This window comes from Hyalangium ruber, assembly GCF_034259325.1.
Lineage (GTDB): Bacteria > Myxococcota > Myxococcia > Myxococcales > Myxococcaceae > Hyalangium_A > Hyalangium_A rubrum.
Window position 1 is genome coordinate 268,705 of the sequence record NZ_JAXIVS010000013.1, and the last position, 19,924, is coordinate 288,628.

Consider the following 19,924-nt stretch of genomic DNA (forward strand, 5'->3'; position numbering starts at 1 on the left):
TGGCGCTTGCGGGGGCTCCGGGATGTGTCGGAGAGTGGACGTTCACTCTTCGTTTGGAGTCCCCACATGAAGCGCTTCTCTCTCTCCCGCTTGGGCTCGGCGCTGCTGCTGCTGCAGGCCACCGCGTGTGTCGGTGTGACGAACACCCTGACGGCGGACACCGTCGGGAAGGGCAAGACCCAGGTCGCGATCGCCCCTTCCTACGTGCGAGGGATGGGAGAGGGGATGGGAGAAGCGGGCTTCCTGGTCGGAGCCCAGGCCCAGGTGCTGCACGGCGTCTCGAACACCTCCGATGTCGGCGCCCGGTTGACCTACCAGCGGGCCTTTCTCAATGATGATTTCGATTCCACGGGCGCGGACTCGACGGTCGCCGGCTACGGCGCGGAGTTCCTCTCGCGCTTCCAGATCAGTCGCTCCAACAAGCTGATCCTGTCGGTCGCCCCGTCCGTGGGCTACAACCGCCTGTCCGCGTCGGCCAGCCAGGGCAACGTGTCGGTCAGCTCCGGTATCAACGCCTTCCAGGCCAAGCTCCCCCTGCTCGTGGGCGTCCCGGTGGGCGAGCATCAGTTCGTGGCGAGCCTGTCGGTGTCGGATGCCATCTTCCTGAGTGGTTCGGACGAGCTCGGGAACACCAACACCATCAACGCGGGCGCGACGGTGGGGTTCGCGGCGCGCATCCCCGGCACGAGCGTCCGCATCATCCCCGAGGTGGGCATGCTCTACCCGCTGGTGGGCAGCATCCCCGGTGAGGGCTCCTCGTTCAACGAGAGCGGCGGCTTCTATCTGCAGTTCGGGCTGGGCGTCATGTTCGGCGGTGGTGGCGGCCGCGCGGTCCAGTCCGAGGACGGTGAAGAGGTCCAGGAGGAAGAGCAGCAGGAGGAGGAGGACGAGGAGGGCTACGACAGCGAGTACTGACGTCGCGAGGGCTCCTCCACGAGCTGGCCCGCCCCGGCAAGGCGTCGAAGTCGCCTGCCGGAGCGGGGAGGCCGCTCCTCAGAAGTTCATGGCCTCGATGGCGGCCACCATCTTGCCCACGTCGTAGGCGTAGAAGCCCGCCGAGTTCAGGTTGTTGATCTCCCCGACGCTCAGCTGGTCCTCGTGCATGAACACGTCCAGCGCGTAGGCCCGGTCCGGGCCCCAGCGATCGGCCATTCGCTGCGCGAAGGCGTAGACCTCAGGCTCGACCTCGCGCGAGGACATGACCCGGTCGCCCAGCTTGTAGCGCGTGCCGGTGATGACGCGGCCATCCACGACCACCATGCGGTACTCACGCTGGATGGACTTCGGGGCGCTGACCGCCACCCGCGTGTCCTCGGTGAGGGTGGCGTACTCCTCGAGCCCGCGGACCTTCTCGCGCCAGTCGGCGAACTCCTCCCACGTGGTGACCATGCCCGAGAACGACTTGTCGTCCAGGCAGGGGCGGATGAAGAAGGGGCCGTCCTGAGGGGGGACATCCCCGAAGCGGTACACCCGGGCGTCACCGTTGAGCAGGTACTCGCCCAGGTGCTGCTGCCACACCTGGAAGTCGAAGTTGTCGTTGATGAAGGCCCCGGGGGCCCAGCCGCGCTTCAGCGCGTAGCGCGTGAGGCTCAACGAGCCCATCACCACGATGGGGCCGGTCACGTCCACCGTCGGCTCGACATCTCCGTCGAAGGGGATGACCTTCACCAGGGTGTGCGGGATGCCCCCGCGCTCCAGCACCTGCATCAGGTCGTGAAAGCCGCGCTCGTTGAACAGGTTGTTCTGGACGACCCAGTGCATGTGCTGATCCCGTGTGGAGTGTGGTCGCGCCGGACGCGGCGTTCCGAGGGCTCCTGACTCTTCTGTGAGGAGCTGTCCGGACCTACCGCGAAGGCCGGCTCAGGACGTACGTGGCACCCACGAGCATGAGCCCCGCGGCCACGGCGAGCACCGGCCACTTCACCTTCGCCACGAAGGCCATGAACGCCAGGCTCACCCCCATGGCGGTGAGGGCGCTCACCTTCACCTTGACCGGGACGATGCCGTGCTCGTGCCAGGCCTGGAGCCGGGGGCCGAAGCGCGGGTGCGTGTAGAGCCAGTGGTGGAAGCGGTTCGAGCTGCGCGAGAAGGCCCACAGCGCCACGAGCAGGAAGGGCGTCGTGGGCAACAGCGGCAGGACCGCCCCCAGTCCTCCAAGGCCCACGCAGACGAAGCCGAGGGCCAGGAAGAGGAAACGGAAGCGCGGGTTCGGCTCAGGCAACGGCAAGCAGCACCGTGCCAGGCCCACGTCTCCAGAGCACGTCGATGTGAGCAAACCCGGCGGACTGAAGCGCATCCAGCTCCTCGGTCACGCTGAAGTAGCGGTCCTCTTGGGCCCAGGCGTCGAAGCGCGCGTAGGCCTCCGCCTCGGTGTCTCCGCACGCCACCAGGTGAGCGGCCCAGCCGGTGCGCGTCAGCTTCTCCAGGGCGGGGGCCGTGGCCAACGTGATGTCGACATTCACCAGCACGCCCCCCGTCGGCAGGGTCGCGCGGATGTTGCCGTACAGGCGCCGCTTCTCGCTCAAGTCGTGGACATGGTGCAGCGCCAGGGAGGCGATCGCCGCCTCGCACGCGGGCAGCGGATCGAAGAACGAGCCGCGCAGGAACTTCGCCCGCCCACCCAGGGAGGCGAGCCGCCCACGGGCTTGCTCCAGCATGGCGGGATCCGCGTCGAGCAGGGTCAGCGAGGCCTCGGGCATCCGCGCCGCCACCTCTTGAGAGAACGCCCCGGTGCCCGCCCCAAGGTCCAGGATGTGGGCCTTCGGAGACACCAGCCCGGCCAGCGTCTCGACGGCGCGGGAGAGCATCTCCTCGTAGTGAGGGATGAACTTGCGAATGGCCACGTCGTACGCGGCCGGTGCGACATCGAGGTGTGCCTGGACAGAGTGCGACATGGCGATCCTCCTCCTCACTCAGGAGAACAGCTCTAGCAGATCCTCGCGGGTGATGGCCGTCGCGGCTGACGCCTCGCTCAGGGCCGCCTCGAAGAGCGCACGCTTCTTCTCCTGTAGCCCGAGGATCCGTTCCTCCACCGTTCCCTGCGAGACCAGCCGGTACACCATCACCGGGCGCTCCTGGCCGATGCGGTGGGCTCGGTCCGCCGCCTGCGCCTCCGCGGCCGGGTTCCACCAGGGATCCATCAGGAACACGTGGTCCGCCGCCGTGAGGTTCAGGCCCGTGCCGCCGGCCTTGAGCGACATCAGCATGACCGGTGCTCCCTCTGGAGACTGGAAGCGCGCTGTCACCTCGCCGCGGTTGGCCGTCGAGCCATCCAGGCGCTCGAAGGTGACTCCGGCCTCCTTCAGCGGTGGCTCGATCAGATCGAGCAGCGAGGTCCACTGCGAGAACACCAGCGCCTTGTGGCCCTCCGAGACGGCGGTGGTGAGGGCGTCCACGAGCGTCTCCACCTTCGAGGACGAGGTGGCGTGCTGGCCGGGCACCAGCGCTGGGTGGCAGGCCGCCTGGCGCAGGCGCAGCAGGGCCTCCAGCGCCTTGAGCACGCTGCCGCCTTCCTTCAGCAGGGCGACTACCTCCGTGCGCGTCGCCGCCATCACCGCGTCGTAGACGGCGCGCTCGCGCTCATCCAGCGAGATGTGCATCACCGCCTCGGTGCGCGGCGGCAGCTCGGGTGCCACATCCCGCTTGAGGCGCCGCAGGACGAAGGGACGGATGCGCTTGCGCAGCCGCTCGGCCGCCTCGGCGTTTCCTTCGCTGATGGGCCGCGCCAGCTTCTCGTCGAACTGCCGGCGGCCCCCGAGCAGGCCCGGGTTGGCGAAGTGCATCAAGCTCCAGAGCTCCTCCAGCCGGTTCTCCAGCGGCGTGCCGCTCAGCGCCAGTCGCAGGTTCGCCTTGAGCCCGAACGCCGCGCGCGTCACCTGGCTCTCCGGGTTTTTGATGGCCTGCGCCTCGTCCAGCACCACCGCGTCCCAGGTGCGCCCCGAGAGCACGGCGGCATCCAACCGGAGGATGGCGTACGTGGTGATCGTCACGTCGGCCGTCTCGTCCAGCGCGCGGCCGGGCCCGTGGTACACGCTGACCTTCAGCGAGGGCCGGAAGCGCTTGAGCTCCGCCGCCCAGTTCGGCAGCACGCTGGTGGGGCAGACGACGAGCGAGCGGGAGCCCAGCACGCATATCGTCTGCAACGTCTTCCCGAGGCCCATGTCGTCGGCGAGGATTCCTCCGAGCCCCGCGCTCCGGAGGAAGCCCAGCCAGCTCACGCCCTGCTGCTGGTAGGTGCGCAGCGTCGCGGTGAGATCGCTCGGCAGGGTGGGGGGCGGCAGCTTCTGGAAGCCCTCGACCATCGGCGCCAGGCGGTCCAGCCCCGGCGGAGGCGGCTGCTCCAGCGTCTCACACAGCGCGGTCAGGTCCGGCAGGGCGTGGTTGGAGACCTTGCCATCCGCCTGACGCGCGGACAGCAGGTCGGCGACGCGCTGGCCGTGCTTGTCCAGCCAGGCCCGGGGCAGGGGCGCCCAGCCTCCGCCCTGGAGGGGAACGAGCCCCAGTCCCTCCGACCATGCGCGGATGACCGCCGCCGCGTCCACGGTCTGTGGGGCGCCCTTTCCGCCCTCCACTTGGAACTCGAGCGTGAAGCGCACCTCGGGAACGCCCGCCCCCGAAGCTCCGGCGTCCACCTGGAGCAGAGGCCGGAGCCGGACGTCCGGGCTCACCACCCCCGCCGCGTCGCCGGCGAGGTCTCCTCCCCATCGCCGCAGCTTGTCCGCCCAGCGCACCATCTCCTGACCCTGCACCGTCAGTCGCCGGCCGGGGACCAGGTTCAGCTCATCCCGAAGGTGGTGGATGAGCCGCTGCTCGGCCGCCTCGTCCCGGAGGGGCACCGCGCCGCGCAGGTAGACCATCCGGCCGCCGCTGTCGATCCGCACCGAGGGCGGCGCCCCGTACACGAGGGTGGGCAGTACGGACAGCCCCGACTCGAGCTGGTTGAGCTCCAGCAGGATGCGTGGCTTCAGCTCGCGGTCGATAGGCGGCAGGCGCCGGCTGCGCACGTCGATCGGCATGCGGCGAGCTAGCTCCGGAAGCACCTTCGAGGTGACCTCGCCGATCTGCTCGGAGGCAAAGGTGCGGACGATCGGGAGGTTCTGCAGCCACGTCCCCGTCATCGCCGTCTCGCCCAGCCGCGCCAGCGCATCGCCGCACAGCGCGACTCCGGCGCTCACCACCTCCGTGACGCGCGGATCCCTCCCCACCGTCACCACCAATTGCCCGCCGCGATCCTCCACCGTGGCCCGGGGGTAGACGACCTCATCCGAGATCGCCACCGGCCGCCCGTCGAGCAGCACGTTGCGCGCCGACTCGAGCGCCCGGAGCAGCACCTCCAGCTTCTCGGGGGCGAGCGCCCCGCGCGTGCGGCGCTCCAACAGGCGATCCGCGTTGAGGTCCGCCTGTTCGATCTGCATCGTCGCCGCCACCGCCGGCCTGGCGAGCAGCGCGGCCACGCTGTCCTCCAGCGGCTCCTCCTTCCCGTCGGCATGCACCACGGTCCGGTGCAGCTGCAGCCCGCCGTCGGCGCGCGTGAAGTGGTACACCACGCGGGACCAGCGGTTGGCCGTGGCCTTCAGCGGCGTTTCCTGCTTCTCCGCCTGCTGCACGGTGATGGCGGCCGCCACCACGTGCTCGCACGGATCCACCTGGCTGGGGCAGTCGCACTCCCACGCCTCGAGCTTCAGGTAGAGGGTGACGGTGAGGGCGACCGAGCGACCCGGGGCTCGCACCCGCAGCTCGATCTCGTCCGCCGTCTGCGCCTGGAGCGCTACGGCCCCCTGGCGAGAGAGGGTCACCCCGGTGGACCAGATGCCGGGGCGTGCTTCCTTCCGAACAGCTTCGAGCAGCTCTTGAGGGGTCGCGGACATGGGCGCCGCGACTCCCTACGCTCCGAGGGGGCGGCGCGCAACGCGGATCCGCCCCTCCTGTGTGCTACTTGCTGCCGCGGCGCTTGCCGCCCGCTCCGGCGGGCTCTTCCTCGGGCGCCTTGGCCGTCGACACCTTCTTCTCCGCGCTCGCCACCCGGTTGAGCAGCTGCTCCTTGTCGTCCGGCGAGAGCGTCTCGATGGCCTGCCGCAGGGCGTTGAAGTCCAGGCGGGCGATCGTCACCGTGTTGCCGCCCTTGATCTCCTGCACCGTGGGCACCTCGACCAGCTCGCGCATGTAGTTCTCGAACTCCACGCGCACGTCCGCGGTCTGCTGGATGCAGGTGTCCTTGGCGGCCACGATGTTCACCGCGCCCTCCCGGTACTGCAGGTCCGGGTTGCGCGTCATCGCCTCCTCGAAGGTCTGCGTGCGCTTGCGGAGCGAGTCGTACAGGGTGACGTAGTCCATCAGCCGCTCCGTCTCGGGCCGGTTGACGTTGCGCGCCTTGGTCAGGTCGTCGGCGGTGTTCTCGCAGTTGAGCTTCTCCAGCTCGCCGGCCTGCGGAGTGTCCTTCATCGACAGGGTGCTCGTCTCGCGGTCGAGTCGCTCCTCCGAGGGGACGTCCTTGGGCAGGCAGCCGGTGGCGGACAGGAGGAGAGCGGCGGCGGCGGCGGCGGACAGACGATGCATCCAGAACCTCGGAAAAGGAGCGGAACGGACAGCTGGGGCGTTAAACGGTTGATCTCCTAAAGTTTGTAGCGGTATGGGCCGGCCTCCGTCAACGACGCCCGGAGAACCTCGTGGATATCCATGCCGAGAAGATCCTCATCCTCGATTTCGGCAGCCAGTACACGCAGCTCATCGCCCGGCGCGTTCGCGAGCTAGGCGTCTACTGTGAGATCCACCGCCCGGACCTGCCCGAGGAGCAGATTCGTAGCTTCGCGCCTCGGGGCATCATCCTCTCGGGTGGCCCCGCCTCCGTGGAGGCGGAGGGCTCGCCCCGGTGTGATCCCTACGTCTTCACGGCGGGCGTGCCGGTGCTGGGCATCTGCTATGGGTTGCAACTGCTGGCCAAGCTGCTCGGGGGCAAGGTCGATCGGTCGGCCCACCGGGAGTATGGCCCCGCGGAGGTCGAGGTGCTGGCCGCGCGCGGCCCGCTGGCCGAGTTCCACCCGGGAGACCGGGTGAAGGTGTTGATGAGCCACGGCGACCGGGTGGAGGCGCTGCCGCCCGGGTTCGAGGCGATTGGCCGCAGCGGCAACTCGCCGTTCGCGGCGGCGGCCCATACCTCCAAGCCGATCTACGGGCTCCAGTTCCACCCCGAGGTGGTGCATACGCCGCAGGGAAAGGTGATGCTGCGGGCGTTCCTGTTCACCGACTGCAAGGTGAGCGGCACCTGGACGATGAAGGGCTTCAGCCAGGAGGCCGAGGCGGCCATCCGCCAGAAGGTGGGCGAGCACGGTCGGGTCATCTGTGGACTGTCGGGCGGAGTGGACAGCTCGGTGGCGGCGCTGTTGCTGCACCGGGCGCTTGGTCCTCGGCTGCAGTGCATCTTCGTGGACAACGGCCTGCTGCGGCAGGGCGAGCGGGCCCAGGTGGAGGCGCTCTTCGTGGATCGCTTCCACGTTCCGCTGAAGACGGTGGATGCCCGGGCGCGCTTCCTGGAGAAGCTGGCGGGCGTCACGGACCCTGAGAAGAAACGGAAGATCATCGGCCGCGAGTTCATCGCGGTGTTCGAGGAGGCCGCGCGCGAGGTGCATGACGCGGAGTTCCTCGCGCAGGGCACGCTCTACCCGGACGTAATCGAGTCGGTCTCGTACAAGGGCCCGTCGGTCACCATCAAGAGTCACCACAACGTGGGCGGGCTGCCGGAGCAGATGAAGCTCAAGCTGGTGGAGCCGCTGCGGGAGCTCTTCAAGGACGAGGTGCGTGCCCTGGGCAAGGAGCTGGGGCTGCCCGACGAGATGGTGAGCCGGCAGCCGTTTCCGGGGCCGGGCCTGGCCATCCGCGTGCTGGGAGAGGTGACGGACGCGCGGCTGGAGCTGGTGCGCCGCGCGGATGAGATCGTCCAGGACGAGATCCGCAAGGCGGGGCTCTATAAGGAGGTGTGGCAGGCGTTCGCGGTGCTGCTGCCGGTGCAGAGCGTGGGCGTGATGGGCGACGAGCGCACCTACGAGTCCACATGCGTGCTGCGCGCCGTCACCAGCGTGGATGGCATGACGGCGGACTGGGCCCGGATTCCCTTCGAGGTGCTGGAGCGCATCTCCACGCGCATCACCAACGAGGTGCGCGGCATCAACCGCGTCGTCTACGACATCTCCTCCAAGCCCCCCGCCACGATCGAGTGGGAGTAGGGGAGCGCCCCGTCAGGCTTCGTCCGCCAGCGGGGCGAAGCAGGCCTCCACGTCCTCCTCGCGGACCTCGGCCAGGGTGGCGGGGTTCCAACGAGGCTTCTGGTCCTTGTCCACCAGCACCGCCCGGATGCCCTCGCGGAAGTCCGGGCGCGAGGTGAGGTGCTGGCTCAGCCGGTATTCGATGGGGACGACCTCGTCGTAGGGGAGCGCCCGGCACCGGCGCAGTTGGCGCAGCGTCACCTTCAGGCTCGTGGGGCACATGCGCGCCAGGGTGACCCGCGTCGCCTCTGCCCACTCCGAGCCCTCGGCGGCGAGCGCGGCGAGGATGTCCTCCACCCGGTCCGCCGCGAAGCATCGATCGATCGCCTCCCGCTGCGCGCTCAGCGGCGCGGGGCCGGCGTCCGTGGCGTGGGAGGCGAGGACTCTCGCCACCACCTCCTGGGGTGAGCCCTGGTTCCAGTCCGCCGCTACCAGCGCCTCCAGCAGCGCGTCGAGCCTAGCGTGATTCACATGGTGAGTGCCGTAACCGGTCCACATCGCGTCGGCCGCATTGCCCCGTGCGCCCGTGAGCGCCAGATAGGTGCCCACCTCACCAGGAAAGCGCGGGAGGAACCAACCGCCGCCCACATCCGGGAAGATGCCGATGGCCGTCTCCGGCATGGAGAACATGAGCCGCTCGGTCACCACCCGGTATGAGCCATGGATGGAGAGCCCCAGCCCGCCGCCCATGCTGATGCCGTCCACGAGCGCGATGTACGGCTTCTCATAGTGGTGGATGCGGCGGTTGAGACCGTACTCCTCGCGGAAGTAGTCCTGGGCCAGCGGACCGGTCGAGGCGGCCACGGCGCGCACATCCCCGCCGGCGCAGAAGGCCTTCCCGCCCGCGCCTCGGATGACCACGGCCTTCACCTCGGGGGTGCTCGCCCACGCGTCCAGCCGCGGGTGGATGGCCCGAATCATGTCCAGACTGAGCGCATTGAGCGCCTTGGGGCGATCGAGTGTCACCAATCCAATGGGGCCCCGGGTCTCCAGTTGCACGTCATGGCTCATGCCTGGGGTGTACCCGATTTGATAAAAGGAGTCCGTGGCCTTGAAGGTGATGACGTTCAACGTGCTCTTCGGAGGGGAGGACCGCTTCGACGCGATCCTCGCGCTCCTGGCCCGCGTGCGTCCGGATGTCCTGGTGCTCCAGGAGTGCCTCTGGTGGGAGACCGGCGATCGTCTCCATCAGGTCGCCACCGCCCTGGGCATTCCCTCCAGCGCGGCCCACATCCACCTGGGGACCTCTCGCCCCCGCTGGAGTGGCCGGCGCTACCACGTGGTCGTCGCCAGCCGGCGCCCTCTGCGGGCGATCCAGAACCACAATGATCCCCGGCTGATCGGCCACTGCCTGGTCCAGTGCCAGCTCGACTCGGGAGGGCCACTGACCCTCTTCGGCACGCACTACGACGCGCACCAGGAGGACATCCGCCTCGTCGAGGCCCGCTACCTGTGCGATCTGCTCGAGCCGCAGACCTTCCAGGAGGAGCAGTACCTGCTGGCCGGCGATCTCAACTCCCTGTCCCGGAAGGATCCCTATCCTTCGGACCTCGCCGACAAGCTCCTGTCCGCCGGCACGGACAAGTACGGCCATCCGCCTCGCTTCTCGGTGATGGACACGCTGGAGTCCTTCGGCTGGGTCGACACCCTCTACCACCGGCAGTCCCCCGCCCACTGGGTGACCGCGCAGCGCCAGCGCAATGGCGTGGTGATCGACTACCGCACCGACTACATCCTCGCCTCGCCCCGGATGGCCGAGCGGCTCATCGGCTCCGAGGTGGTGGACGTGGGCACGGCCTCGGACCACCACGCGGTGGTGGCCACCTTCCGCGAAGGCTGAGGCCTCAGCTGGCGCGCGTGCCCTCGATGTAGCGCGTCATCGCTTCCAGATCCTTGGTCATGGCCTTCTTGAAGCTGCCCACCATCAGGCGCCCGAAGAACTCCATGACTTTGCTCAGTCCGCCGATCTCTCCGGTCATGGTCAGCGCCGTCTTCCCGTCCCGGGGCTCGAGCTGGTAGCGGAAGCGGTAGTACCCGCGCCGCGAGGAGCCCTGGGTGCCGTCCACGTAGAGCTCGACCGTCTTGTTGGGCTCGTAGCCGGTGACCTCGAACAGCTCGCTGGCCTTTTGCCCGTACATCTTCCGCGTCTCGCGCCACTTCATCCCCACGCCGACTTTGTCCGGGGTGAGCTTCTCGATGCCCACGAAGTTCGTCATCCACTTCGACGCGGCATCCAGGTCCGTCAGGGTGGCGAAGACGCGCTCGGGCGGAGCGTTGATCTCCTGCTGGAGCGAGAGGTGGATGGGCATGGCGGCTCTCCGGAGCGTTGGGGAGGGCGGACCCTACCGACCTGGGCACGAGGGACTCAATAGCCCTCGCGTCCAACCGCGCGTCGCACCGTGCATTACTGGGACTTCAGGGGCGCGTTCCCGCTCTCGGCCGCGAGCGCCTGCTTCAGCCAACCCTGGAGCGCTCCCGGCGCCAGGGGCAGATCGTCCGGCCACAGCCGCACGGAGCCATCCCGGCTCGCGGAGGCCACCGACCGGCCATCCGGCGAGAACGCCACCTGGACAACACCCTCCGTGTGGCCCTGGAGTCCTCGGCTCTCGCCACTCTCCACGTCCCACAGCCGCACCGTCTTGTCGTCGCTCGCGGTGACCATGCGCCGGCCCTCGGGTGACCAAGCGAAGTGGTTCACCTGGTTCACATGGCCTCGCAGCACGCCGCGCGCCTCTCCGGTGGCCACGTCCCACAACCGCACGGCGTTGTCTCCCTGGCTCGTGCTGACCACCGTCTTGCCCTCCGGAGAGAAGCCCACCGCGAGCACGCCGACGCCACCGACGTCGAGCCGCTTCCCCGTGCCCTCCGGCAGCTCCTGGATCCAGAGGGTGTGGTCCTTGCTGCCGGAGACCAGCCGCTGCCCGTCCGCCGAGAAGGCCAGCGTCACGACCGCGTCATCACTCACGTGCAGGGTGCGGCCCTGTCCGCCGTCCACGGCCCACAGCCGCAGGGCGTTGTCCTCGCCTCCCGAGGCGACGAACCGCCCATCCGGAGAGAAGGCCAGGCAGAGCACTCCGCGCGTGTGCCGACCGAGGATCCGTTCCTGCTTCGAGGTCGGATCCCACAGGCGCACCATGCCATCGGCGCTGCCCAGGGCCACCCACTTGCCGGAAGGGGAGAACTCCAGCGCCCGCATGGCATGCGCGGAGACCGGGAGCACGCCCACCTCCTGGCCGGAGCGATTCCACACGCGCACGGTGCCGTCGGTGCCTCCCGAGACGACCCGCTCCCCATCCGAGGACAGCCGCGCCAGGGGGACTTCCCCGCGGTGGCCGCGCATCTGCACGGGCTGGCCTCCCGAGGTGCTCCACCGCCGCACCGTCCCATCCGCCGCCGAGGAGAGCAGCTCCTGGCCATCCCCCGAGAACCCCAGGGAGTACACCGGTCCCACGTGCTGTCCGACGACGCGGAAGGGATCGGCGCCCACGGGGTAGAGCCGGGTGACGCCATCCACGCTGGCCACCGCGAGCCATTGCCCCTGGGGAGAGAACGACAGCGACGTCACCGCGTCCTCGGCGCCTCGCAGCACCCGGCTCTGCCCGGTGTGCAGGTCGATCAGGTACGTGAGCCGATCGCGGCTACCGGTGGCGAGCCAGCGTCCGTCGGCCGAGAAGGTGAGCGGCGCTGGGGTCTGCTTGGGGCCGTCGAACACGCGGGCGGTCCCGGTGGCCAGGTCCCACACCCGCAGCGTGCCATCGAGCGAGCGCGAGGCGAGCTTCGTACCGTCCGGCGAGAAGGCCACGGAGCGGACACTGGCGGTGTGGCCCTCGAACACGCGCATGCGTCCCGTGGCGGTCTCCCACAGCCGGACCTTGCCGTCCTCGCACGGGGCGGCGATGAGCGAGCCGTCCGGAGAGAAGCGGACCTGATAGACGGTGGCCGGCACGGGCCCGAGGTTCTGGCTCTCTCCGCTCTCCACGTCCCACAGCCGTACCGTCTTGTCCTCACGTCCCACGGACACCAGCCGACGCGAGTCGGGAGAGATGTCCAGGTTCGGGACCCAGCCTTCGTGGCGCCCCAGGCGTCGGCCTTCGCCGCTGGCGATCTCCCAGCGCCACACCTCCCCATCCATGCTGGAGGTGAACACCCGCCGGCCGTCCGGAGAGAAGACCACCCCGATGCTCGGCGCGGCATGGCCCTGGAGTACCCGGACGGTGCCCGTCTCCACCTCCCACAGCCGCAGCGTCCGATCCTTGCTCGTGGTGGCGAGCAGCTTGCCGTCCGGCGAGAAGGCCGCGCGCCACACCTCGTCCTCATGGGTGCCCAGCACGCGCGTCTCTCCGCTGCGGGCGTCCCACAGGCGCACGGTCCGGTCGTCACTCACGGTGGCCAGCCAGCGGCCCTCCGGGGAGAAGGTGGCGAGGTTGATGCCCTTGGTGTGGCCGCGCAGCAGCAGCGCCAGCCCGCGCGCCTGGGCATCCGCGGCGATGACTCGCGCCGAGCCCCACTGGGTGAAGGCCGACGACAGGGTGCCGAGCCACTCGAGCGCCTTGTTGGGGAAGCGCTCCACCGCGGAGCGGGCCTCCACCAGGGTGAGCTGATCGGCGCGCATCGTCGCCTCGCGCCAGGCTGTCTCAGCCTCCACCTGTTTGCGCTCGGCCCGGTCACGCTCCGCCATGATGCGACGCACGCTGATCGCGCCGACCGTGCCCAGCGCCGCCAGGGCGACGCCCGCCACCGCCAGCACCGCCCGATTGCGCCGGACGAAGCGCTTGAGCAGATCCAGCCGCGAGTAGTGGTGCGCTCCGACGAGCTGTCCGGTGAGGAAGCGTCGCAGATCTTCCGCCAGGGCCTGAGCCGTCGGGTAGCGCTTCGTCGGCTCCCGCGCCATGGCGTGGCTGACGATCGCCAGCAGTTCTTCTGGGATATCCGCCTGGAGCCCCTCGAGCGAGGCGGGAGGGCCGGCGATCACCCGATCCAGCACCTCGGAGGCACTGCCACTGCCGTAGGGCCGAGTGCCAGCGAGCAGGTGATAGAGGATGGCCCCCAGGGCATAGACGTCCGCGCGCTCATCCACGGGCCGCCCCGCGGCCTGCTCGGGCGGCATGTACGCCGGCGTGCCCAGGACGATCCCCGCCAGCGTGTGCTCCGCGTTGTTCCGGGACAGGGTTGGCGTCGTGGAGTCGGCGGAGAAAGAACCGGATACGGAACTGGAGACCTGGCCGGCCTGCGGATCGACGGGGGCCACGCCCGCGAGGGCTTCTCCCTCCGAGGAGAGCTGCTTGGCCAGGCCCCAGTCGATGACCACGGTCTCACCGAACTCGCCGACCAGGACGTTGGCGGGCTTGAGATCGCGGTGGATGATCCGCTGGCTGTGGGCATAGGCCACGGCCTCGGCGACGGCGAGCACGTGGGGCAACAGGGCCAGCCGCTCCCCAAAGCCGCGCTTCTCAACGAGCCGCTCGTCGAGCGAGCGCCCGGAGACGAGCCGCATCGCGTAGAAGGGCTCGCCGCTGGACCAACGCCCCGCCTCGTAGATGGGGACGATGCCGGGGTGCTGCAGCCGCGCCGTCACCATCGCTTCGTTGAGGAAGCGGCCCTCCTCGGGGCCTCCGGGCTCCAGCAATTCCTTGAGGGCCACCGGCCGACCGAGCCGCTGATCCCGAGCGCGGAGGATGCGGCCGATGCCACCCCGGGCGAACACGCCGTCCACGGCGTAGGTCTGCCGATCCACCACCGGCAGGTGCTGCGTGCCGGGAGGGGGAGGGGAGGTGGGGCGTGTCTTGCCTCCCGCGGAGATGAGTGTGCCCTCGTCGGCCGATTCGGGGGCGGAGGGCTCCACCGAGCGGCCCGTTTCGGGAGCAGGCCCCCGGGGCATCCATGGGCGGTTGGCGGGATCGCTCATAGGGCCTGCGCGTCGACGAGGATCCGGTGCCGGAACAGCTCGATCAGGATGTCATCGTGCAGATCCGCCTGCTTCTCGTCACGGAGGCGCTGGCGCACGATCTCCACGGGGTCCTTGCCGTTGAACTCCACCAGCAGCGCGTAGGCCTCTCCGGGCAGGGCCACCGCGTCGAACTCGCTGTACGAGGCCAGGGCGATGCTCCCATCCGGCAGCCACTGCACGGTGGTGCTCGGGTTGAACTTGAGCGACTTGGGCAGGCGCGGGCCCACGGCCGCCTCGTGCTGCCGCTTGAGGATGGCCTGCTCGACGACGCCGTCCAGGCCGAGCAGGTTGTCGAACTCCTCCGAGGACAGGGCCCGGACGCTCTCGAAGCACTTGCCGTAGAACTCCGCCTCGCGGCCCGCCCACTGGCGCCACAGCTCGGCGTATTCCTTGTCGGGCAGGGGCTTGTCATCGAGATCCTCGCTCGTCAGCGGCCCTCCGGAGTTGTCCGCCTTGTCCTTGCCCTGGATGACGTAGTCCGGCAGCAGCTGGAGCAGGGCGTAGCGCGACAGCTGGATCTCCGCGAGGGTGAGCCATGTCTTGAGCGTCATCCAGAACTTGCGGCCGTCGGCGCCCGCCACGTACTTGCAGAAGTAGGTGGAGCACACGGCCTCGCGGTAGCGCCAGATGGTGCAGAGGCCGCCCTGCGGCTCGTAGTAGGGACAGCGCAGCGCCTGCGTCCGGCCGAACGCCTGGCGCGCGTTGCTATAAAGGAGGTTGTAGCGCGTGGGCGCCTTGATCCACTGCGGGTTCACGGCGACGCGGCGGGAGATCTTCTCCTGGATGCGCCGCCGGCCCTCGGCCATGGGGGCGTCCTGATCGGCCAGGATCGCGCCCACGAGATAATTGGGCAGGCGAGGGTGGTAGGTGCAGCACTTGGTGTCCGGCCTGAAGAAGCGGCTCACCCCGTCCACGGACTCGATGGGCGTGGGGTTGTTGGCCTCGCACATGGCGCACGCCGAGCACGTGGCCTTGGTCTCGGCGGGCAGGGGGCTCTGGAAGAACGAGGGGAAGAGGTCTCGGTAGAGCGCGGGCAGGCTGTCCAGGATCGTGGGCATGGGTAGGCGCTCAGAAGTCGAGGATGCCGCCGACGAGCTCGAAGAAGAAACTGATTCCGGTATCCAGCAGATCGAGGCCACCCTCGGTGGCGACCTCCACGCCGACGTCCACGGCGAACTCCACGGCTTCGGAGCCTTCTCCGCCGGAGCTGTTCGCGAAGGCGGGCGTGGCCTGCATCTGGGAGTCGATCCGCCGGTAGAAGCCGTCCATCTTCATCTTGTCCATGAGGAGCTGGGCGGCCACGGCGGGGGCCACGACCGCGCCGGCGGCACCGGCGGCGGCGGCCATCTGCTTCATGTCCTCGACCGCCGAGCCCAGGGCCTTGGGATCCAGGATGCTCAGCGGAGAGCGGCAGCTCGGACAGACGGTGTCCCGGGCCAGGGAGACGGAGCCGCCGCAGTCGGAGCATTGCAGCGTCTGCACGTGCTTCTTCAGCTCCAGGAGTTCCCGGGGGTTGAGGCTGCGGACGATCCCTTTCTCCCGGAGGAACTGGAAGAAGGTGATGAAGTGCCCATGGCCCGCGGTGCAGCGGTAGTACTGGATGCGGTTGTTGCGGGCCATGTCGTGCGTGCGCTCCAGCGTCGCGCGGCAGCGAGGGCACTTGAGCGGCTCGGTGAGGCGGTGGGCGCCGTCACGCTTGCCGTGCATCTCCCGGAACAGCCGGAGCACGCCCTTGGAGGACAGGCGCATGCTCTCCTTGGCGTCGAACCACAGGCCATGGCACGTGTGGCAGACATCCAGGAGGACTCGGGCTCCGTTCGACCCTTCGAAGCCCTGTTCGACCGCGTCGGACTTGCAGGCTGGGCAGTTCATACAGCCCGTCATCCTATACAAAGAGAAGAGGCCGCCGGAGCATCCCGACGGCCTCATTGACTCAATGCGTCAAGTCTGGGATGGGTCAGCCCGCGGGGTTCGCCTTCACCGTGGCGGGCCTGGCGCTGGGGCGCAGCTCTTCGATGACGCGCCGGGCGCCGTAGATCTTCTGCAGCGACTCGAGCAGGGCGTCGCTGTGGATGGAGACGGCGCGGTTGACGCTCTCGTCGAAGCCGAAGTCGCCGCCGAGCGACTGGATGTTGCCGTCGAACACCAGGCCGACGATCTCCGCGTCCTTGTTGATGACGGGCGAGCCAGAGTTGCCGCCGATGATGTCGTTGGTGCTCACGAAGTTCATCGGGGTGGTGAGCTTGAGCTTGCCCTGGGCCTCCAGCCAGGTGCCAGGCAGGGCGAACGGGGCCTCGCCCGTGTTGCGCTCATAGGCGCCGGCCATGGTGGTGATAGGGGCGACCTTCTTGCCGTCCTCCATGTAGCCCTTCACCGCACCGTAGGACAGGCGCAGGCTGAAGGTGGCGTCCGGGGAGATGTTGGTGCCGTACACCTCGAACTTCGCCTTGGCCACCAGCTCGCTGTTCTTGCGGATGACCGCCTCGATGTTCTCCTCGTAGTTCTTGCGGATGGCGCGCGCGTCCGGATCCACCAGCGCGGCCAGGCGGACCATCGGATCCTGCGAGGCCTCGACGGCCTTCTTGCCGCCCTCGAAGAGCTGCTGGCGCACCTTCGGATCGCGCAATTGGGTGCCGTTCACCACGCGGGTGGCCAGCGTCCGGGGAGACTCCTTGCCGAGCACCTTCTTCACGAAGGGGTGGTCGGCGCCCAGCTCCTCGCGCAGCTTGGTCAGCGAGAACTCCAGCCGGAGGATCTCCAGCTCCGGGTAGATGGGGGCGGTGCTGAACAGCTGGTTCCTGAGGGCCGGCAGGCCGGCCTCGGTGTACTCGCGCAGGCGCTGGCCGTTCTCCTTGGGCAGCTCCGCCGTGGCGCGCACCAGCGTCCGGGCGTGGGCATAGAGCGACGAGCTGAAGCCCTGGGAGTTTTCGATGAAGCTCAGCTCCTTGCGCACGTTCTTGAGCTGCTCCTGGGCCTTGGCGATCTCGTCCCAGGCCGCGCCGTACTTCTTCTTGAGCTCGGGGTTGGCCTCGACCTTCTGGCGCAGCTCCTGCTCAGCGGCGACCTTCTGGGCGAAGAACTTCTTGTCCAGCAGCGCCTCGTGCCGGCCCTTACTGGACTTGAGCGAGTTCTCCACGCCGAACAGCAGGTTGTTGGAGATTCGCTTCTGCTCGGGGCCACGCTTCTGGAACTCGGTCACCACGCCGCGCAGCTCCGCGGTGATCTGCTGGTGCTTGGGCAGGGCCACGTCCCGCTGGTACTCGAGCTCCGCCACGGTGAGCCCGCGCGACGTCTTTCCCGGGTGCCCGGAGATGAAGGTGAGCTCGCCTTCCTTCGCGCCCGCCTTGGACCACTTGAAGTGGTGCTCGGTGGGGGCCGGCTTGCCGTCCTGGTAGACGCGCAGGAAGGCGACGTCGAGATCGTACCGGGGGAACTCGAAGTTGTCGGGATCGCCGCCGAAGAAGGCAATGGCGTGCTCGGGGGCGAACACCAGGCGCACGTCCTGGAAGCGGCGGTACTTGTAGAGGTTGTACTTGCCGCCCTGGTAGAGCGTCACCACGTCACAGCGGACCTGATCGCTGGTGGCGCAGTCCTTCTCGAGCTTCGACATCTCGGCCTTGAGGGTGTCGTTGTACTGCTTGCCCGTAAGGCCCTGGGTGGCGGCGTTGAGCTGGGCGGTGACGTCGATGATCTCGCTGAGCTGGTTCATCTCCATGGCCGGGCACTTGAGCTCGTCCGTGGCGGCCTGCGCGTAGAAGCCGTTGGCGATGTAGTCCTTGTCGGCGGTGGACAGCTGCTCGATGCAGCCCCGGGCACAGTGGTGGTTGGTCATCACCAGGCCGTTGGGGGACACGAAGCTCGCGGAGCAGCCGCCGGCGATGCGGGCCGAGGACAGGCGCACCTTGTCGAGCCACGCCTGGGAGGGCTCGAAGCCGTACTTTTCCTTCACCTTGGCGGAGGGGAAGTTGTTGTACGTCCACATGCCTTCATCGGCCAGGACGGGGGCGGCGCCAAGCAGGGCGGCCAGGACGACCAGACGCTTCATGGAAGGGTTCCTTTGGAGGGGAGCCAGGGGTGCGCGCGTTCTGCGAGAAGCCCCAGTCCCGGTCAAGCGGGGAAAATCCCGGCCCCTGAACGGGCCAGGGGACGGTTGATTCCGGTGGGAACCGGAGGCCGCAAGAAACCCCGAATCGGCCCAGATGCCTAGTTTACATAACGCATCTTATCAGACCCTAAGTCAGAGCGTGACCAGGGCGGAACCCGGCCTCCGGCACCCCGATTTCGGGCTTTTCGGTTCCGGTTCCGGGACGTACCTTGTCCGGCCTATGCGTCGTTTTCTCCGTCCCGGCCTCGTCGCTTTGTGCGCCTCGTTCGTCCTGGTCGGCTGCCCCGACAAGCAGCCCGCCGGCCAGGCGGATTCCGGCGTCGCCGAAGCGCCTCAGGACGTGCCGCCCGCGGCGCCTCCCCCCGCGTCCTTCACCGTCCGCTACCAGCTCACGGATGCCGGCACGGACCTCATTCCGCTGACCGCCGAGGAACGGCCCACCATCGAGCCCACGTCCTCGCTCGAGCTCCACAGCTCCATCGGCCTGCGCAATTACCGGATCCGCCTCTTCGATGAGGCCGAGCGCGCCATGATCTCCGATGACTCCGCCGAGGAAACCCCCGAGGCCGTCATCTACCGGATCGCCCTGCCGAACCCCCTGAAGTCCGGCCACAAATACACCCTGGTCGTCGATCCGCAGACCGGGACCAGCTTCACCGACACCCTGGGCCGCGAAGTTCAGGAACTCCGGCTCGAATTCCAGGTCGCCGGCGAAAAGGAAAAGGACAAGCCGGCGCCTGCCCCCAAGAACGAGAAGAAAAAGCGCCGGTAACAGGCCCTACCGGTCAATCGGCGTCAGCCGCAGCTCCGAATGCAGCGCCTGCAGCCGCCCCTGGATGAGCTGGATGTTCTTCGGCCCCATGCGCAACAGGTGCTTCTGGGCCCGGCTCAAGCCCTCGAGCTTCGGATCCGCGTACGCGTAGAGCCCGCCCTGCGGGACGACCTCCACGTCGCCCTCCGGCACCGGCACCGCCAACAGGTTCTGGATCGCCTGCGTGAACGTCTGCTCGAAGGTCCGTCCCGGCGGCGCGATCTCCGCGTAGACCCGGTCCACCAGCGGCTTCAGCTCCAGCCAGGCCCGCCCAGCCCCCGGCAGGTCCAGCGAGCCCACGACGCGCGCTACACCGTCGTAGCGCTCGTAACTCTTCGGATCGATTGTGGTTTTTCCCTTCGCTTCGATCACCTGGAAGCCCTCCACGGGCGCCAGGAACGACAGCACCATCCGAGGGCTCTCCCCATCGGCGATGTTGCTCACCGCCGTGGTGAAGCGCTGGAGCAATCCCTCCACGCTCAGCCACTTCGCGAAATCGGGATCCGTGGACAGCGGCCCCATCAACGCGCGCACCTTGGCGTCGCCCTCCGGCACCGATGGCGGCTCCAGGCTCGGCGGCGTCCCGGCATCCACCTGGACGGCCACGGGCGGCGGTGGCGGCTCGCTCGGCGGCACCTCGCGCTGCCGCAGCCGCATCACCGAATAAGCGACCCCGATCCCCACCAGCACCACCAGGGCCGCGATCAACACCACCGGCTTGCCGCGGGGCTTCTGCGTGGGCGGGAGTTCGCCTCCAGAACTCCCCGGCGTGGGACTGCCCGGATTCGACGGCTGGCTCATGG

16 protein-coding genes are annotated in these 19,924 nt (G+C 68.8%); 4 read left to right on the plus strand and 12 right to left on the minus strand.

What is annotated here, in order from left to right; translation table 11 throughout:
- Nucleotides 1–66: 66 nt before the first annotated feature.
- Nucleotides 67–915 (plus strand): hypothetical protein, encoded by an 849-nt coding sequence (locus tag SYV04_RS32380; protein WP_321549839.1) that lies wholly within the window; start codon nt 67–69, stop codon nt 913–915.
- 78 nt (nt 916–993) lie between these two features.
- Here the strand turns inward: SYV04_RS32380 and SYV04_RS32385 are convergent, their stop codons facing one another.
- The 5 genes from SYV04_RS32385 to SYV04_RS32405 all read right to left on the minus strand — a co-directional run bounded on the left by SYV04_RS32385 (nt 994) and on the right by SYV04_RS32405 (nt 6,555).
- Complete coding sequence (locus tag SYV04_RS32385; protein ID WP_321549840.1) at nt 994–1,761, minus strand: ATP-grasp domain-containing protein; 768 nt, start codon at nt 1,759–1,761, stop codon at nt 994–996.
- A gap of 82 nt (nt 1,762–1,843) precedes the next feature.
- Nucleotides 1,844–2,221 (minus strand): YbaN family protein, encoded by a 378-nt coding sequence (locus SYV04_RS32390; RefSeq protein WP_321549841.1) that lies wholly within the window; start codon nt 2,219–2,221, stop codon nt 1,844–1,846.
- A complete protein-coding gene (locus tag SYV04_RS32395) occupies nt 2,214–2,894 on the minus strand; it encodes a class I SAM-dependent methyltransferase (protein ID WP_321549842.1) in 681 nt (226 codons plus the stop codon). Before SYV04_RS32395 ends, SYV04_RS32390 begins: the two co-directional genes overlap by 8 nt.
- Before the next feature lie 18 nt (nt 2,895–2,912).
- A complete protein-coding gene (locus SYV04_RS32400; protein WP_321549843.1) occupies nt 2,913–5,867 on the minus strand; it encodes a DEAD/DEAH box helicase in 2,955 nt (984 codons plus the stop codon).
- Nucleotides 5,868–5,931: 64 nt separating this feature from the next.
- Entirely contained in the window at nt 5,932–6,555 is a 624-nt protein-coding gene (locus tag SYV04_RS32405; protein ID WP_321549844.1) for a hypothetical protein, read from the minus strand.
- A 110-nt stretch (nt 6,556–6,665) separates the two neighbouring features.
- Between SYV04_RS32405 and guaA the strand changes: the two genes are divergently transcribed.
- Nucleotides 6,666–8,219 carry a glutamine-hydrolyzing GMP synthase gene (gene guaA, locus SYV04_RS32410; RefSeq protein WP_321549845.1) on the plus strand — a complete coding sequence of 518 codons (1,554 nt, stop codon included), beginning with the start codon at nt 6,666–6,668 and terminating at the stop codon, nt 8,217–8,219.
- Nucleotides 8,220–8,231: 12 nt separating this feature from the next.
- Here the strand turns inward: guaA and SYV04_RS32415 are convergent, their stop codons facing one another.
- Nucleotides 8,232–9,269, minus strand: a complete 1,038-nt coding sequence (locus tag SYV04_RS32415; protein ID WP_321549903.1) for an enoyl-CoA hydratase/isomerase family protein — start codon at nt 9,267–9,269, stop codon at nt 8,232–8,234.
- A gap of 49 nt (nt 9,270–9,318) precedes the next feature.
- Here SYV04_RS32415 and SYV04_RS32420 point away from each other — a divergent pair, with 49 nt between their 5' ends.
- On the plus strand, nt 9,319–10,098 hold the full coding sequence (locus tag SYV04_RS32420; RefSeq protein ID WP_321549904.1) for an endonuclease/exonuclease/phosphatase family protein: 780 nt from the start codon (nt 9,319–9,321) through the stop codon (nt 10,096–10,098).
- Between the two features lie 4 nt (nt 10,099–10,102).
- Here SYV04_RS32420 and SYV04_RS32425 read toward each other — a convergent pair whose 3' ends face one another.
- From SYV04_RS32425 to SYV04_RS32445, 5 genes are all read right to left on the minus strand, one after another.
- Nucleotides 10,103–10,567 (minus strand): SRPBCC family protein, encoded by a 465-nt coding sequence (locus SYV04_RS32425; RefSeq protein WP_321549846.1) that lies wholly within the window; start codon nt 10,565–10,567, stop codon nt 10,103–10,105.
- A gap of 95 nt (nt 10,568–10,662) precedes the next feature.
- Nucleotides 10,663–14,163 carry a WD40 repeat domain-containing serine/threonine protein kinase gene (locus SYV04_RS32430; RefSeq protein ID WP_321549847.1) on the minus strand — a complete coding sequence of 1,167 codons (3,501 nt, stop codon included), beginning with the start codon at nt 14,161–14,163 and terminating at the stop codon, nt 10,663–10,665.
- A complete protein-coding gene (locus tag SYV04_RS32435; RefSeq protein ID WP_321549848.1) occupies nt 14,160–15,263 on the minus strand; it encodes a hypothetical protein in 1,104 nt (367 codons plus the stop codon). Before SYV04_RS32435 ends, SYV04_RS32430 begins: the two co-directional genes overlap by 4 nt.
- Nucleotides 15,264–15,273: 10 nt before the next feature.
- The gene (locus SYV04_RS32440) at nt 15,274–16,077 is read right to left on the minus strand and encodes a TFIIB-type zinc ribbon-containing protein (protein WP_321549849.1); all 804 of its coding nucleotides are present in this window, start codon (nt 16,075–16,077) and stop codon (nt 15,274–15,276) included.
- 85 nt (nt 16,078–16,162) lie between these two features.
- A complete protein-coding gene (locus SYV04_RS32445; protein WP_321549850.1) occupies nt 16,163–18,250 on the minus strand; it encodes a S46 family peptidase in 2,088 nt (695 codons plus the stop codon).
- Between the two features lie 280 nt (nt 18,251–18,530).
- Here SYV04_RS32445 and SYV04_RS32450 point away from each other — a divergent pair, with 280 nt between their 5' ends.
- Entirely contained in the window at nt 18,531–19,082 is a 552-nt protein-coding gene (locus SYV04_RS32450; RefSeq protein WP_321549851.1) for a hypothetical protein, read from the plus strand.
- Nucleotides 19,083–19,088: 6 nt separating this feature from the next.
- Here SYV04_RS32450 and SYV04_RS32455 read toward each other — a convergent pair whose 3' ends face one another.
- On the minus strand, nt 19,089–19,922 hold the full coding sequence (locus tag SYV04_RS32455) for a DUF3014 domain-containing protein (RefSeq protein WP_321549852.1): 834 nt from the start codon (nt 19,920–19,922) through the stop codon (nt 19,089–19,091).
- Nucleotides 19,923–19,924 lie beyond the last annotated feature (2 nt).

Bases quoted from the DNA above. Each gene is read 5' to 3' on its own strand.
- SYV04_RS32380 (WP_321549839.1), top strand. From the start codon at position 67: ATGAAGCGCTTCTCTCTCTCCCGCTTGGGCTCGGCGCTGCTGCTGCTG.
- SYV04_RS32385 (WP_321549840.1), bottom strand. From the start codon at position 1,761: ATGCACTGGGTCGTCCAGAACAACCTGTTCAACGAGCGCGGCTTTCAC.
- SYV04_RS32395 (WP_321549842.1), bottom strand. From the start codon at position 2,894: ATGTCGCACTCTGTCCAGGCACACCTCGATGTCGCACCGGCCGCGTAC.
- SYV04_RS32400 (WP_321549843.1), bottom strand. From the start codon at position 5,867: ATGTCCGCGACCCCTCAAGAGCTGCTCGAAGCTGTTCGGAAGGAAGCA.
- SYV04_RS32405 (WP_321549844.1), bottom strand. From the start codon at position 6,555: ATGCATCGTCTGTCCGCCGCCGCCGCCGCCGCTCTCCTCCTGTCCGCC.
- SYV04_RS32415 (WP_321549903.1), bottom strand. From the start codon at position 9,269: ATGAGCCATGACGTGCAACTGGAGACCCGGGGCCCCATTGGATTGGTG.
- SYV04_RS32420 (WP_321549904.1), top strand. From the start codon at position 9,319: ATGACGTTCAACGTGCTCTTCGGAGGGGAGGACCGCTTCGACGCGATC.
- SYV04_RS32425 (WP_321549846.1), bottom strand. From the start codon at position 10,567: ATGCCCATCCACCTCTCGCTCCAGCAGGAGATCAACGCTCCGCCCGAG.
- SYV04_RS32430 (WP_321549847.1), bottom strand. From the start codon at position 14,163: ATGAGCGATCCCGCCAACCGCCCATGGATGCCCCGGGGGCCTGCTCCC.
- SYV04_RS32435 (WP_321549848.1), bottom strand. From the start codon at position 15,263: ATGCCCACGATCCTGGACAGCCTGCCCGCGCTCTACCGAGACCTCTTC.
- SYV04_RS32440 (WP_321549849.1), bottom strand. From the start codon at position 16,077: ATGAACTGCCCAGCCTGCAAGTCCGACGCGGTCGAACAGGGCTTCGAA.
- SYV04_RS32445 (WP_321549850.1), bottom strand. From the start codon at position 18,250: ATGAAGCGTCTGGTCGTCCTGGCCGCCCTGCTTGGCGCCGCCCCCGTC.
- SYV04_RS32450 (WP_321549851.1), top strand. From the start codon at position 18,531: ATGCGTCGTTTTCTCCGTCCCGGCCTCGTCGCTTTGTGCGCCTCGTTC.
- SYV04_RS32455 (WP_321549852.1), bottom strand. From the start codon at position 19,922: ATGAGCCAGCCGTCGAATCCGGGCAGTCCCACGCCGGGGAGTTCTGGA.